15 protein-coding genes are annotated in these 12658 nt (G+C 71.6%); 5 read left to right on the top strand and 10 right to left on the bottom strand.

Annotation, left to right across the window (positions count from 1 at the left end; all coding sequences use genetic code 11):
- Positions 1 to 3: 3 nt before the first annotated feature.
- On the bottom strand, positions 4 to 627 hold the full coding sequence (locus tag HJC40_RS42695; protein ID WP_250009508.1) for a DNA-directed RNA polymerase II: 624 nt from the start codon (positions 625 to 627) through the stop codon (positions 4 to 6).
- 102 nt (positions 628 to 729) lie between these two features.
- Here HJC40_RS42695 and HJC40_RS42690 point away from each other — a divergent pair, with 102 nt between their 5' ends.
- On the top strand, positions 730 to 1950 hold the full coding sequence (locus HJC40_RS42690) for a GNAT family N-acetyltransferase (RefSeq protein WP_250009506.1): 1221 nt from the start codon (positions 730 to 732) through the stop codon (positions 1948 to 1950).
- Positions 1951 to 1975: 25 nt separating this feature from the next.
- Positions 1976 to 2404, top strand: coding sequence for a hypothetical protein (locus HJC40_RS42685; RefSeq protein WP_250009505.1), 429 nt, complete (start codon positions 1976 to 1978; stop codon positions 2402 to 2404).
- Positions 2405 to 2408: 4 nt separating this feature from the next.
- Here HJC40_RS42685 and HJC40_RS42680 read toward each other — a convergent pair whose 3' ends face one another.
- Positions 2409 to 3326 (bottom strand): NAD-dependent epimerase/dehydratase family protein, encoded by a 918-nt coding sequence (locus tag HJC40_RS42680; RefSeq protein ID WP_250009503.1) that lies wholly within the window; start codon positions 3324 to 3326, stop codon positions 2409 to 2411.
- 178 nt (positions 3327 to 3504) lie between these two features.
- Between HJC40_RS42680 and HJC40_RS42675 the strand changes: the two genes are divergently transcribed.
- Positions 3505 to 4104 (top strand): TetR/AcrR family transcriptional regulator, encoded by a 600-nt coding sequence (locus HJC40_RS42675; RefSeq protein WP_250009502.1) that lies wholly within the window; start codon positions 3505 to 3507, stop codon positions 4102 to 4104.
- 58 nt (positions 4105 to 4162) lie between these two features.
- On the opposite strand, the gene HJC40_RS42670 is transcribed toward HJC40_RS42675, so the two are convergent.
- The 5 genes from HJC40_RS42670 to HJC40_RS42650 all read right to left on the bottom strand — a co-directional run bounded on the left by HJC40_RS42670 (position 4163) and on the right by HJC40_RS42650 (position 7740).
- Positions 4163 to 4639, bottom strand: a complete 477-nt coding sequence (locus HJC40_RS42670; protein ID WP_250009501.1) for a ribose-5-phosphate isomerase — start codon at positions 4637 to 4639, stop codon at positions 4163 to 4165.
- A gap of 44 nt (positions 4640 to 4683) precedes the next feature.
- A complete protein-coding gene (locus HJC40_RS42665) occupies positions 4684 to 5595 on the bottom strand; it encodes an alpha/beta hydrolase (RefSeq protein WP_250009498.1) in 912 nt (303 codons plus the stop codon).
- A gap of 5 nt (positions 5596 to 5600) precedes the next feature.
- Entirely contained in the window at positions 5601 to 6797 is a 1197-nt protein-coding gene (locus HJC40_RS42660) for a DUF1015 family protein (RefSeq protein WP_250009497.1), read from the bottom strand.
- Positions 6798 to 6807: 10 nt separating this feature from the next.
- Positions 6808 to 7020, bottom strand: coding sequence for a hypothetical protein (locus tag HJC40_RS42655; RefSeq protein ID WP_250009495.1), 213 nt, complete (start codon positions 7018 to 7020; stop codon positions 6808 to 6810).
- Between the two features lie 90 nt (positions 7021 to 7110).
- Positions 7111 to 7740 carry a DsbA family protein gene (locus tag HJC40_RS42650; RefSeq protein WP_250009493.1) on the bottom strand — a complete coding sequence of 210 codons (630 nt, stop codon included), beginning with the start codon at positions 7738 to 7740 and terminating at the stop codon, positions 7111 to 7113.
- Positions 7741 to 7868: 128 nt separating this feature from the next.
- On the opposite strand from HJC40_RS42650, the gene pepN reads away from it, so the two are divergent.
- On the top strand, positions 7869 to 10427 hold the full coding sequence (gene pepN, locus HJC40_RS42645) for an aminopeptidase N (RefSeq protein ID WP_250009492.1): 2559 nt from the start codon (positions 7869 to 7871) through the stop codon (positions 10425 to 10427).
- Between the two features lie 13 nt (positions 10428 to 10440).
- Here pepN and HJC40_RS42640 read toward each other — a convergent pair whose 3' ends face one another.
- The 3 genes from HJC40_RS42640 to HJC40_RS42630 form a co-directional block, all read right to left on the bottom strand.
- Positions 10441 to 11007: a Uma2 family endonuclease gene (locus HJC40_RS42640; protein ID WP_250009489.1), complete on the bottom strand. Its 567-nt coding sequence runs from the start codon at positions 11005 to 11007 to the stop codon at positions 10441 to 10443.
- Between the two features lie 194 nt (positions 11008 to 11201).
- Entirely contained in the window at positions 11202 to 11615 is a 414-nt protein-coding gene (locus HJC40_RS42635; protein WP_284044550.1) for a DUF5130 family protein, read from the bottom strand.
- 31 nt (positions 11616 to 11646) lie between these two features.
- Positions 11647 to 11952, bottom strand: a complete 306-nt coding sequence (locus tag HJC40_RS42630) for a hypothetical protein (protein ID WP_250009488.1) — start codon at positions 11950 to 11952, stop codon at positions 11647 to 11649.
- A gap of 201 nt (positions 11953 to 12153) precedes the next feature.
- Here HJC40_RS42630 and HJC40_RS42625 point away from each other — a divergent pair, with 201 nt between their 5' ends.
- Positions 12154 to 12657, top strand: coding sequence for a hypothetical protein (locus HJC40_RS42625; RefSeq protein WP_250009486.1), 504 nt, complete (start codon positions 12154 to 12156; stop codon positions 12655 to 12657).
- The last annotated feature ends 1 nt before the right edge of the window (position 12658 follow it).

The raw sequence follows: 12658 nt of genomic DNA, 5'->3' as shown, positions 1-12658 counted from the left end.
CCGTCAGTTGGAGCCGAAGAGGTCGACGACCCAGTGGAAGGCGTCCATCACCCACTGGGTCTGCTGCAGCCAGGCGAGGCCGACCCCGGCCAGGAACAGGGCCGTGACCAGGTGTGAACCGCGTGCGGTGCGCCGGACACGGCCCATCTGGCGCTCCAGCACCAGGTGGCCGACGACCCGGGCCAGGCAGAAGACGCCGACCGCGACGGCCAGCGTGACGACGAGCACGACCGTGGGGGTGCCGAAGGGACCGCCACTCGACAGGGCCCAGATGCCCCAGCAGACGAAGGCGAACAGCACCGCGGCGCTGGTCCACTCGCCGCCCCGGCGCAGCTCGCTCCACATCCAGCTCATCCGCGGGTAGCCGGCCGGGGCCGGCTCGCCGGGCCAGCCGGTGCCGGTCGGTTCGTGTTCCGCCTGCGGCGGTCGCTGGGCCTGCGCGTTGACCTGGGCCCGGCCCTGACTGAACGGGGAGGCCGGGGGCGTCGCCGCCGGGGCCGGGAAGTGGGTCGTCGGCGGCAGGCCGGGCGGCGGCGGGCCGGGCACCGGTGTGGTGGGCGCGTCGGCCCACGGATCCTGCGGCGGCATGTCGAGCGTCCGCTCCGACCACTGCGGTTGCTCAGGCATTTACTCCCCCTCCGGTCGGCGGGGCGTCGCACCCGCCCACATCGAGAGTAGCGACCCGGCAAATCGTTCGCTCCCGAGGCCGCAGTCGGCTACACAAGTCCCATGCTGGAATCCGTACGCCTACGCGCCGCCACCGACGCCGATCGGGGCGCGATCGCCGACCTGCTGCTCTACGTCTTCCACGACGACACGACCGACGAGGTTCGCAACCTCGAGAAGACGATCATCGAACCGGAGCGCTCGGTGGTGGCGGACGACGGCGGGGCGATCGTCGGCAACGCGGCTGTTCAGACGCGCGACTTGACGGTGCCTGGTGGCGTGCTGCCGGTCGCCCACGTGACGGGCGTCGGCGTCGCCCCCACCCACCGGCGCCGGGGCCTGCTCACCGCCATGATGCGCCGCCAGCTGACCGACATCGCCGAGGCCGGCCGGGAGCCGGTGGCGGCGCTCTGGGCGAGCGAGACCGCGATCTACCCCCGCTACGGCTACGGCCCCGCCGCCGACCGCCTCAGTTTCGACATCCGCAGCCGGGAGATCACCGTCACCGGGCCGGCCGCACCGGCCGGGTCGTTCCGGATGATCAAGCCGAAGGCGGCGCTGGCCGAGCTGACCGCCGTGCACGACAGCCTGCGGATCCACCGGGTGGGCTGGTCGAGCCGGCCCGCGTACTGGTGGGACTACCTGCTGGCCGACACCGAGAGCCAGCGCGACGGGGCCACCCCGATGCGCGGTGTCGTCTACGAGACTTCGGACGGGCCGATCGGGTACGCGTTGTGGCGCGTGAAGAGCGACTGGGACTCGCACGGCCCGGCTGCCGACGTGCGCGTGGTCGAACTCGTCGCGGGCGACCCCGGGGTGTACGCGGAGCTGTGGAAGTTCCTGCTCGGCACCGACCTGGCCCGCACCGCGTCGTTCAGGTTCGCCGCCCTCGACGAGCCGCTGCAGTTCATGGTCGACGAGCCCCGCAAGCTGGGCCGCCGCTACTCCGACGCGCTCTGGGTCCGCCTGGTCGACCTGCCCACGGCGCTCGAGGCCCGGCGCTACGCGGCGCCGGTCGACGTGGTCTTCGAGGTGACCGACCCGATCCTCGAGGCCAACAACGGGCGGTGGCGGCTCACCGGCGGCCCCGACAAGGCCTCGTGCGTGCGCACCACCGACGCCCCCGACTTCGCCTGTACGGTCACCGAGCTCGGCGCGGCCTACCTGGGTGGCACGACGCTGGCCGCGCTGACCACGGCCGGCCGGGTGCGCCAGTTCACCGGCAACCTGCCCTCGACCGCCTTCGGGTGGTATCGCCAGCCCGGCGCCATCGAGGTGTTCTGAGCGTGCCCGGGGTAGCGTCGGCGGCATGGGTGAGCCCGAACGCCGACGCCGCCGCCTGCGTCCCTCCGCCGGCTCGGCCACGCCGGCCCCGCCGCCGGCCGTCGACGAGACCGCCGAGCCGGCCGCGGGAGCGGCCGTGACGGACCCGATCGCCGACCCGGCGCCCGGTGACGTCGCGCCGGCGCCGGTCGAGCGGGTGGTGGTGCGACCGCCGCGCGCCACACCGGCCCGCCGTCCGCCCTCAGGCCCCGGCGGACCCGGTGACGACCGCGAGCTCGAGCGCGGGCTGCGCGGCCTCGTCGGCTCCGGGTCGTCGCAGGTCAGCGTGGGCGCCGCCCTACGTGCGCGGGACGCCGCCCGCCCCACCGAGCAGGATCTGGCCGACGCCGACCGCAATCTGACGATCGTCCGGCGCAACTGGGTCCCCCGCGAGGATCTGCCCAGAAACCGCTGAGGCTTCAGACGCGGGTGTGATCACCGACCTCGGCGCGAACGGCCGTGTCGAGATCGGTGGCGGTCAGGTCGAAGGTGCGAGCTGTCTCCGTCGCGTCCATCAGGAACGGCGCGTACCACTGATAGTCCATCTCGGCCATCTCGCGGGCGATCGGTACCACCAGCCCGGCCGTACGCATCACGAAACGCGGCATCTGCATCAACCGGACAGGCGGCCGGCCCGCGGCAACGGCGTAACGCCGGGCCAGTTCCCGAATGGTGATGGCCGGCGGTGACGGCACGTGCCACGCCCGACCCCACGCGCGCTCGTCCGAAGCGAGCGTGGTGAGGGCCCGGGCCATGTCGGTGTTGACGGTGAACGTGTGCGGCAGGTCGAGGTGGCCGGTGATCCAGGCCGTCCTGCCCTTGTCCAGCGCCGGTTCGATCAGCAGCGGGTAGATGCCGTTCGCGTCCTTGCCGATGTAGTCGGAGCCACGGACGTCGACGGTGCGGATGCCGGCGGCCAGGGCTTGCTCCCACAACCGTTTGCGCAGGCGGCCCTTGTGTCCCACGGCGGCCATGGGCGTGTGCTCGTTCATCCGGCCGCCGGGCTGCGGGCCGTACGCGTACATGCTGCCGGTCAGCGCCAGCACGGCGCCGTCGGCCTTCGCGGCGGCGATCGCCGCCGTCTGCAGCGGCGGCAGCAGGCGTTCCCACAAGGTGTACGACGGAGGGTTCGCGGCGTGATAGATGACCTGGGCGCCGCGGGCCAACTCGGTCAGGCGGGACGGGTCCGAGGCGTCCGCGGCCACCCGTTCGATCAGCGGGTGCTCCGGGCCGGACCCACCGCGCGTGATGATCCGGACGTTCTCGCCGCGCTCGACGAGCAGGCGGGCGACGTTGGCGCCGATGGAACCGGCGCCGATGATGACATGTTCGGCCATGACAGACCTCCTTCTGAAGAGCGTCCCGAAGTGATCGGGCGCTCGGGGCAGGGCGAATCTGCGCTTCACCCTGCTTCCTAACGCTGTTAGAATTCCTAACGTTGTTAAGTTAGGTCCGCAGGAAGGCCACTGTCAACAGGCGATAGTGTCCGGGGACATCAGCGAGAGCGAGTGACCGATGCCGAGCAGTCAGAGGCGGGCCCGGGAACGGGCGAGCACCCGCGACCGGATCATCGAGGCCGCGCTGCACGTTCTCGAGAACGACGGCAGCGCGGCGCTGACCATCCGGCGCATCGCGACCGACGTCGAATACTCCGCACCCGTCGTCTACCAGCACTTCGCCAACAAGGAGGCGCTCGTGCTGGAACTCGTCGCGTACGGTCACGGCCTCTTGCTGGCCGAGTTGCAGGAGGCCCTCGGCGAATCCGGCATCGACCAGCGCATGCTGCGGATCGCGGCCGGGTACGTCCGGTTCGCCGGCGCACATCCGCACCTCTACGAGGTCATGAACGGCACCGCCGTCCCGGCCGACGAACGCCGGCGCGCCGCCGAGCCGGCCGTCGACGTCTTGAAAGACCAGCTCATCACCTGGTCACAGGCGCACGACGTGATGCTGACCGACCTCGATGAGGCGTGCGAGATCATCTGGGGCACCGTGTACGGCCTGGCGTCGCTCGGCGGCCTCGGCACCATCGGCAACGAGCGCGCTCAGCGCCTCGCCGAGCAGGCCGTGCACGCCATCCTGCTCGGCTGGCGGACTGGTACGCCGCTTCGGTGATCGACGTCGGACCACCCATGGCCGTGCCGTGGCACGGCGGGACCCGCCCGATACGGGTTCAGCTGGCCGGGAGCTCGGGGAGCGCCGGGCGGGCGGCCTCGTAGTCGGTGAGCTGGCCGATGCGGCGGGCGTGGCGCGGGTTGCCCGAGAACGAGGTGGCCAGGAACGTCTCGACGAACGCGGTCGCCTCGTCCAGGGTGTGCTCGCGGGCGCCGATGCTGATGACGTTGGCGTCGTTGTGCTGCCGGGCGAGCTGGGCGATCTCGGTGCGCCAGACCAGCGCGGCCCGCACTCCGTCGATCTTGTTGGCGGCGATCTGCTCGCCGTTGCCCGAACCACCGATCACGATGCCCAGGGAGCCCTCGTCGGCGACGACCCTGGCCCCCGTGTGCAGGCAGAAGGCCGGGTAGTCGTCCTCCGGGTCGTAGACGTGCGGACCCACGTCGACGACGTCGTGCCCCTGCTTGATCAGGTGGTTGACGAGGTGCATCTTCAGCTCGTAACCGGCGTGGTCGGAACCCAGGTAGACGCGCATGGTCTCACTCTCTCAGAAATGCCGACGGTCGGACGGGGGCCGGATCAAAAGCGCAGGGCGGCACGCAGGTAGGAGGCGACCTGGTCGGTGGCCACCCGCGCGTCGTCGATCACCGCGAGCTTGCGGGCGAAACCATGATTCACGCCCAGGTACCGGGTGTGCACCACGGGGACGCCGGCGCTCAGCAGCGCGTCGGCGTAGTCGGCGCCCTCGTCCCGCAGGGCGTCGTACTCCGCCGTGATGATCAGGGTGGGTGGCAGGCCGGCCAGGTCGGCCGCGGCCAGCGGGGCCACGTCGGGGGTGAAACGGGTCATCGGGTCGGGGGCGTACGTCTCCCACGCGACCTTCATCGAGGCCCGGTCGAGCCCGTACGAGCCGACCTCGTCGTACGACTCGGAGGCGGTCATCGGGTCGATCGCGGGGTAGATGAGCACCTGCAGATCGAGCGGGGTTCCCGCGTCGCGCTGCCGCCGGGCCGCGACCGTGGCGAGCTGGCCGCCCGCGCTGTCGCCGCCGATCGCCAGCCGGGACGGGTCGACCCCGAGCTCGGCGCCCGATTTCCGCACGTACGCCAGAACCGTCTCGACGTCGTCCAGCGCGGCCGGGAAGACGTGCTCGGGCGCGAGCCGGTAGCCGACGGAGAGCACCGCGCAGCCGGAGCGGTCGGCGATGCGCCGGCACGCCCGGTCGACCGTTTCGATGCTCCCGTAGCACCAGCCCCCGCCGTGCACATAGACGAAGACCGGGGCATCGACCTGGGTGGCGTAGAGCCGCGCCGGCACTCCCCCGGCGTCGACGTCGACCACGACCGGCAGCGGCAGCGCCGGGCCGCACTCGGCGTCGTTCGCGTCCTCCATCGCCTGCCGCACGAACGCCAGCAACGCGGACGGCTCGGTGAGCCCGGCCGGGGGCCGGGCCCGCAGTCCGGCCGCCGCGGTGACCTGAGGATTGAGCATGGGACCTAGTCCAGCTGGGCGAGGACGAGACCGCCACGCGCCTTGGGGGTGAACCACGTGCTCTTGCGCGGCAGCTTCTGGCGTTCGAGATTCACCCGGACGAAGTCGTCCACGGTGACCGGGGCGATCAGCACGGCCAGCTCGGACCGGCCGGCGTCGACCTCGCCCCGCAGCCACTCCGCCGGGTAGTCGCCACCGACGTAATTGATCCGCTTGTCGCCCGGGTCGAGCCCGAGAGCGTCACCCAGCAGCACCCGCTCGACCAGGGCGTGGTCGAGGTTGTCGACGTCGGCCAGGGTGGTGTCGACCGGCAGCCCCACCGCGAACGTCCGGCCCGCCGCGTAGAGCTCGACGGTCCCCTTGCCGGGAACTCGCGCCGGGCGCGGCACCTCGGTGACCGTCGCCCCGCCGGCCCGCAGCCGGGCCAGAAGCTCGTCCAGAGCCAGCGGCAGCTCGCTGACCAGCCGGTTGTAGGGCTGGATGGCCACCGAGGCGGGCGTCGTGACGACGGCCAGGAAACGTGGGAGCCCGGCGGTCTGTGCGGCCAGGCTGCGGTGGTTGCCGTCGGCGACGACCAGCTCGCCGCCCCCGGCCAGCGCGGTCAGCTCGTCCTGCTGCGGACCCGGCCCGAGCACCCAGATGGCATGGGTGCGGCCGGTCTGGTCGACGTCGGTCGCGGCCGGCGCGCCCGCCGCGTCGGTGGCCGCGGCCAGGGCGGCGTGCAACTGGTCGCCCCGGGCGGTCTGCAGCAGCAGGACCGGGGACAGCAGGGTGCCCACCGCCTCGGCGAGAGCCACGCGCTCGCGGACCTTCTCCAGGAACACGTCCTCGTTCCGGATGACCAGGCCCGGCTCGTCGGCGCGGGTGGAGATCTGGTCGGTGTCGACCAGGCTCCAGAGCCCGTACGCCGGCGGCTCGCCCGCCGCGGTGATCCGGTAGAGCACGACGACGCCGTCGGCCGGCGTGTAGAGGCCCTCGGCCCGCTCGAGCGCCAGCCGCGCCACCGCGTCCGGCAAGGACTCGGCGAAGGTCCGGCCCAGCGACTCGGGCGCGAGGTGGGGCATCTCGACAGCAAGAGAACTATGCGGGTTCTCGGCGATGATCGACGTGATCTCGGCGTCGTCGGCGAACTCGTCGTAGTTCTGGGCGCCGGTGCCACCCGTGGTGACCCAGGCCCGGCTGATCGGGTGCACGACCGTCATGCCCAAGAAGCTACCGGGCCGCCTTGAGGTGCTTGCCGACGGGCATGTTGCCGCGCGACCTGGCCAACTGGCCCCGCCGCCAGGTGCCCACCGGGCGTTCGAAGGGCACCGCCGAGACCGTGACCGACGGGGCCACCAGGGCGGCCAGGTCGGGCGCAAGGTTCGTCCAGTCGTCGCGGTGCACCGCGAAGGCCGACTGGGCGACAGCGTCGGAGTCCGTCATTTCCGCCTCCGCGTCGAGTGAGGTATGCATCACCCCATCCAACGACTTGCGGAACGACCAGGTAGCGCTTTTCCCGCTTTCGCCGAGTTGTCAGTCGAATACCGGACCGAGGTCCCGGGTGCGCTTGATCTCGAAGAAGCCGGGGGTGCCGGCCACCAGCATCACGCCGTCCCACAGGCGACCGGCCGCCTCACCCTTGGGCGCCGGCGTGACCACCGGGCCGAAGAACGCGATCTTGTCGTCCGAGCCGTCGGGGCCGGGCGCGTGGATCACCGGGGTGCCGACGTCCAGGCCGACCGGTTTCATGCCGGTGTCGTGGCTGCCGCGCAGGGCGTCGTCCCAGGCGGTGCTGCCGGCCGCGTCGGCCAGCGCCGGATCGAGATCGACCTCGGTCAGCGCCTCGGTGTAGAGCTTCTCGCCGAAATCGTATTTCCGCAGGTGGATGCGGGTGCCGAGGGCCGTGTAGAGGTCACGGAGCACCTGCGGGCCGGCGGCCTCCTCGGCCGCCATGCAGACGCGTACGGGGCCCCAGGCCGCCTCCAGGAAGCGCTGGTAGTCGGCCGACAGGTCGCGCCCCTGATTGAGCACGGCCAGGCTCATGACATTGAAGCGGATATCGAGCGGGCGGACCTTCTCCACCTCGAGCAGCCAGCGCGAGGTGATCCAGGCCCAGGGGCAGGCGGGGTCGAACCACATGTCGACCGTGGCGCGTTCAGTCATGGATCAGATCCTCCTCCGGGCGTCCGAGTCATGTCTCCCTCCTCACCGAGTGCACTCCGGGTGAGGTGCGACACCCGGGCGCCGCCTAGGCTGGCTAGGAAAGCTTGTGCGCTCAGAGGAGAGTGACTGTGGCCGGAGTTCGTAATTTGACCCAGGTCGAGGCGGCCGAGCGGGCGCGCCTGCTGGAGGTCACCGGATACGACATCACCTTGGATCTGACCGACGGCCACGGCAATCCCGGCGACGGCACCTTCCGCTCCACCACGGTCGTGACGTTCACCTGCCGCGAGCCCGGTGCGGAGACCTTCATCGAGACCGCGGCCTCGTCGGTGCGGTCCGCGACCTTGAACGGGGAGCCCGTCGACCTGAGCGGTTTCTCGCCCGAGAAGGGCCTGACCCTGACCGGGCTGGCCGGCACGAACGAGTTGATCGTCGACGCCGACTTCTCCTACTCGGCCAGCGGCCAGGGTCTGCAGCGCAGCCTCGACCCGGTCGACAAGGAGGTCTACCTCTACAGCCAGTTCGAGACGGCCGACGCCCAGCGGGTGTTCGCCTGCTTCGACCAGCCCGACCTCAAGAGTGTCTACACCTGGCACGCCACCGTGCCGGGGCACTGGAAGGTCATCTCGAACATGCCGGTCGAGCGCGACGAGCCGGCCGGGCCGGGCGCCAAGACCGTGCACTTCCAGCAGTCGGCCCGGATGAGCACCTACATCACGGCGCTCTGCGCGGGGCCGTACCACGAGGTGCGCGACGAGCACGACGGCATCGAGCTGGGCGTCTTCTGCCGCGCGTCGATGGCGCAGTACCTCGACCCGGACGACCTGTTCACGATCACCAAGCAGGGCTTCGACTTCTTCCACGAGCAGTTCGGCGTGCGCTACCCGCTGCCGAAATACGACCAGCTGTGGGTGCCCGACTTCAACGCCGGCGCGATGGAGAACTTCGGCTGCGTGACGCACGCGGAGTCGCACTACATCTACCGCTCGCAGGTCACCGACTTCGAGTACGAGCAGCGCGCCAACACGATCCTGCACGAGATGGCCCACATGTGGTTCGGCGACCTCGTGACCATGCGCTGGTGGAACGACCTGTGGCTGAACGAGTCGTTCGCCGAGTGGGCCAGCCACTGGTGCAGCTCGCACGCCACCCGGTTCGCCGACGCGTGGACGACGTTCCTGTCGGTCCGCAAGAGCTGGGGCTACCGCCAGGACCAGCTCTCGTCGACCCACCCGGTCTACACCGAGATGCCCGACCTCGAGGCCGTGGAGGTCAACTTCGACGGCATCACGTACGCCAAGGGCGCGAGCGTCATCAAGCAGCTGGTCGCCTACGTCGGTGAGGAGTCGTTCGTCACCGGTCTGCGCGCGTACTTCGGCAAGCACGCGTGGGGCAACGCCACCTTCGACGACCTGCTCACCGAGCTCGAGACGGCGTCCGGCCGCGAGCTGCGCAAGTTCGCCGCCCAGTGGCTGGAAACGGCTCAGGTCAACACCCTGCGCCCGGTCGTCGAGGTGGGCGCGGACGGCACGTACAGCCGCGTGGTCGTGCGGCAGGAGGCCCCGGCCGACTACCCGACCCTGCGCACCCACCGCATCGGGGTCGGCCTCTACGACCTCGAGGGCGAGCGGCTGGTCCGGCGCGACCTGCTCGAGATCGACGTGACCGGCGAGAGCACCGAGATCACGGCGCTCGCCGGGGTCAAGGCGGCCGACGTGCTGCTGCTCAACGACGACGACCTCTCGTACACCAAGCTGCGGCTCGACGAGGGCTCACTGGCCGTCGTCGTCCGGCACCTCGCCGGGCTCGACTCCTCGCTGGCCCGGGCCCTGGTCTGGAACGCGGCGTGGGACATGCTGCGGGACGGCGAGATGGCCACCCGCGACTACGTGACGCTGGTGTGCTCGGGCCTGCCCGCCGAGATCGACATCAACCTCACCACCTGGACGGCCCGGCAGGCGGCGACCGCGGTCGCGCAGTACGCCGACCCGGCCTGGGCGCCGACCGGCTGGGCGCAGCTGGCCGAGCTGGCCCGCACGTCGCTGGCCGCGGCCGAGCCGGGCAGCGGGTGGCAGCTCAGCTGGGCCCGCTCGCTGATCACCGCGTCGCGCACTCCCGAGGAGCAGGCCGTGCTGCGCGGCTGGCTCGACGGCTCGGGCGTGCCCGAGGGCCTGGTGGTCGACACCGAGCTGCGCTGGTCGCTGTTGCAGTCGCTGGCGTCGCTGGGCGCGACCACCGACGAGGAGATCGAGAACGAGCTGAACTCCGACCGCACCGCCAGCGGCGAGCGCGAGGCGGCCATCGCCCGCGCCCTCATCCCCACGGCTGAGAACAAGGCCCGGGTGTGGGCCGAGCTGACCGGCGAGGCCGACCTGCCCAACTGGCTCAACCGGTCGCTGCTCAGCGGCTTCCAGAGCGCCAAGCAGGTCGGGCTGACCGCGCCGTACGCCGAGAAGTACTTCGAGGTGGTCGGCGACGTGTGGGCCCGCTCGGACAGCGAGCCGGCGCAGGAGTTCGTGCAGATGGGCTACCCGACCTACCAGGTCAGCGAGCGGACCGTGGAGCTCACCGACGCCTGGCTGGCCCGCGACGGGCAGCCGGCCTCGCTGCGGCGGCTGGTCGCCGAGGGTCGCGACGGCGTCGTGCGCGCGCTCAAGGCCCGGGCCCGCGACCGGGCCGCCGGATAGCCCGAAAGGATCGTCAGATCCACGCGGCCGGGGCCACCCGGATCGGATAGGGGGCGTCGAGCTTGACCGGCTCGGCGCCCTCGACGCTGTGCACGGCCCGGTAGCGGGCGGCGCCCAGCTCGTAGGTGTGCAGCAGAGGGCTCAGCCGCCCGGGCTCCACCCGCCAGTACGACGGGATGCCGCCCTCCGCGTACAGGGAGGGCTTGAGCAGGCGGTCGAAGCGCCGGGTGGCGGTCGTCTCGACCTCGACCACCAGAGCCACGTCGGCCGGGTCGCACCAGACGGCGCCGGACGAGCGCGGGCGCAGCACGGTGACGTCGGGCACCAGGTTGCTCGAGCCGATCTCGATGCCCAGCCGGTCGCACACCCACCAGCCCGGCGGCGCGGCCGACCGCAGCGTGGTCACCACCGCGCGGACCACGGCCTCGTGCGACTCGGGCTCGGGCGGGGCCACGTGCAGGCTGCCGTCGACGATCTCGTAGCGGTGGCCGTCCTGCGGGAAGAGGTGGAGATCGGGCTCGGTCCAGTGGTGCTCCGGAGCCGTCCACCGCGGCAGACTGCTCGACACGGGACTCGTCATCACCAACGGGACCACCTCCGCCGCGCGCCGGCACCACCGGAGACCACCGGACACCACCGGGTACCACCGCGCTTCGTCGCGCGGAGTGACCAGATTACCCACTCGGCGTTGTTACCGCGCGGTTTCCGGCGGAGCACAACGACACCAGCCCCCGCTCCACCAGCAGGGGAACGAGGGCTCTGTCGGAGATCTGACTATGCGCGTCCGGCGTGGGTGGCCAGTTGGTCGAGACCGGCGACCACGCCACCGGCCAGGTCGCCGCCCGCGAACGCGGCCGCCATGGAGAGACCGGCCAGCTTGGCGTCCCGGTCGGAGATGCGCTTGCGCGCCTCACTGCCCGTGACGATCTCGAGCTTGCGCTGGTTGGGCGAGACCGCGACCAGCACCGCACGGTTGGAACCCTGCACCTGCTTGTGCAGACGCTCGACGAACTCCCGCGCCGGCGTCTCGAACTCGCCGAGGTAGACGCTGAACGTGAGCCCGGTCTCGTCGTTGGCCACCCGCAGCGCGTGGTCGAGACGCAGCAGCTGCCGGGTGGTGAACGGCCCGTCGGCGGCGTGGTCGTGGGCCACGATCGTGTCGCCGCCCGGGTGCTCGAGCTCGGTCAGCGGCTGATCGTGCCCGCCCTGAGCGGCCAGGTCACCAGCTGTCACTTGCGCCTCCTGTCGGACCAGCCTTGACCCGGACGCCGGCGCTGTCCTCGAGCACGGGACCGGGCAGGGCCAGATGGCCTTCCCCCTGACCGGCCAGCGCGGGCCGGTCGGGCCCGGTGACCTGCTCCGGCGAGGCCAGGAACCAGATCGGCTGGAAGGTGTACGGACGGCCGGGACGATAGCGACGGTCCGGCTTCTCGCTGCGGCTGCCGGCCAGCACGAGCGAGGCCACCAGCGCGATCACGGCCGCCGGAATGATCAGATAGATCAGAACGGTACTTGAAATCGACAACCTCAACGCCCCCAGGCGCCTGTATTCCCTGATGAACCGAACACCAGTCACGGTAGCGGAGCGCGGGTCATCCCGAGTCGCCGGGTCTGGAACCCGAGTCTCACGCCGTCGGGATCTACGCGGAATCGGCCCCGGGGTGCGAAAATCACCCACACGCGCCGTTCGTGCCCACGCGCCCTCGAACGGCAGGAGGGGGAATCGATGCGCTTGTCCGTCCCCGCCGCCCTGGCGGCGCTCGTTCTGGGCCTACCTGTCCTGTTCGTCCCGTACCTGGTGGCCGAACCGGCAGCGGCCGCCCGTGCGGCCGTCTTCCTCGAGCTGAGTCCGAGCACCGTGCCCGCGGGCGACGAGGTCGGGCTCCGCGCCTCCTGTGACGACAATCTCAAGGCGGCGACCGTCACCTCGGGGCTGTTCGGCACGGTCACGGTGGCTCCCCGCTTCGGATTTCTGACCGCGACCGCCCGGGTGCCCTCCAGCACCCGCCCGGGCGACTACCGGATCGACCTGCGCTGCCCGGACGGCGCCACCGCGCCGGCCACCCTGCATGTGGTGGCCAAGGTGCAGCCGGCCCGCGGCCCGGCGACCGGTGCGGGTGGCACGGCGGCCGGGCGCACCGCCCCGGTGCTGATAGGCAGCGGCCTGGCGGTGATCGCGGCGGCCATCGGGCTCGGCGTGGTCTCGCTGCGCCGCCGGCGGTTCGGCTGAG

The organism is Actinoplanes sp. M2I2 (genome assembly GCF_023544445.1).
Taxonomy (GTDB): domain Bacteria; phylum Actinomycetota; class Actinomycetes; order Mycobacteriales; family Micromonosporaceae; genus Actinoplanes.
Note: the sequence above shows the minus strand (reverse complement) of the source record. Positions and strands in the feature narration are given on the sequence as shown.

Coding starts and splice junctions, on each gene's coding strand:
- HJC40_RS42640 (WP_250009489.1), bottom strand. CDS start 11,007: ATGACGAGTCCCGTGTCGAGCAGTCTGCCGCGGTGGACGGCTCCGGAG.
- HJC40_RS42670 (WP_250009501.1), bottom strand. CDS start 4,639: ATGCGCGTCTACCTGGGTTCCGACCACGCCGGTTACGAGCTGAAGATG.
- HJC40_RS42675 (WP_250009502.1), top strand. CDS start 3,505: ATGCCGAGCAGTCAGAGGCGGGCCCGGGAACGGGCGAGCACCCGCGAC.
- HJC40_RS42665 (WP_250009498.1), bottom strand. CDS start 5,595: ATGCTCAATCCTCAGGTCACCGCGGCGGCCGGACTGCGGGCCCGGCCC.
- HJC40_RS42650 (WP_250009493.1), bottom strand. CDS start 7,740: ATGACTGAACGCGCCACGGTCGACATGTGGTTCGACCCCGCCTGCCCC.
- HJC40_RS42685 (WP_250009505.1), top strand. CDS start 1,976: ATGGGTGAGCCCGAACGCCGACGCCGCCGCCTGCGTCCCTCCGCCGGC.
- HJC40_RS42690 (WP_250009506.1), top strand. CDS start 730: ATGCTGGAATCCGTACGCCTACGCGCCGCCACCGACGCCGATCGGGGC.
- HJC40_RS42655 (WP_250009495.1), bottom strand. CDS start 7,020: ATGACGGACTCCGACGCTGTCGCCCAGTCGGCCTTCGCGGTGCACCGC.
- HJC40_RS42660 (WP_250009497.1), bottom strand. CDS start 6,797: ATGACGGTCGTGCACCCGATCAGCCGGGCCTGGGTCACCACGGGTGGC.
- HJC40_RS42625 (WP_250009486.1), top strand. CDS start 12,154: ATGCGCTTGTCCGTCCCCGCCGCCCTGGCGGCGCTCGTTCTGGGCCTA.
- HJC40_RS42680 (WP_250009503.1), bottom strand. CDS start 3,326: ATGGCCGAACATGTCATCATCGGCGCCGGTTCCATCGGCGCCAACGTC.
- HJC40_RS42695 (WP_250009508.1), bottom strand. CDS start 627: ATGCCTGAGCAACCGCAGTGGTCGGAGCGGACGCTCGACATGCCGCCG.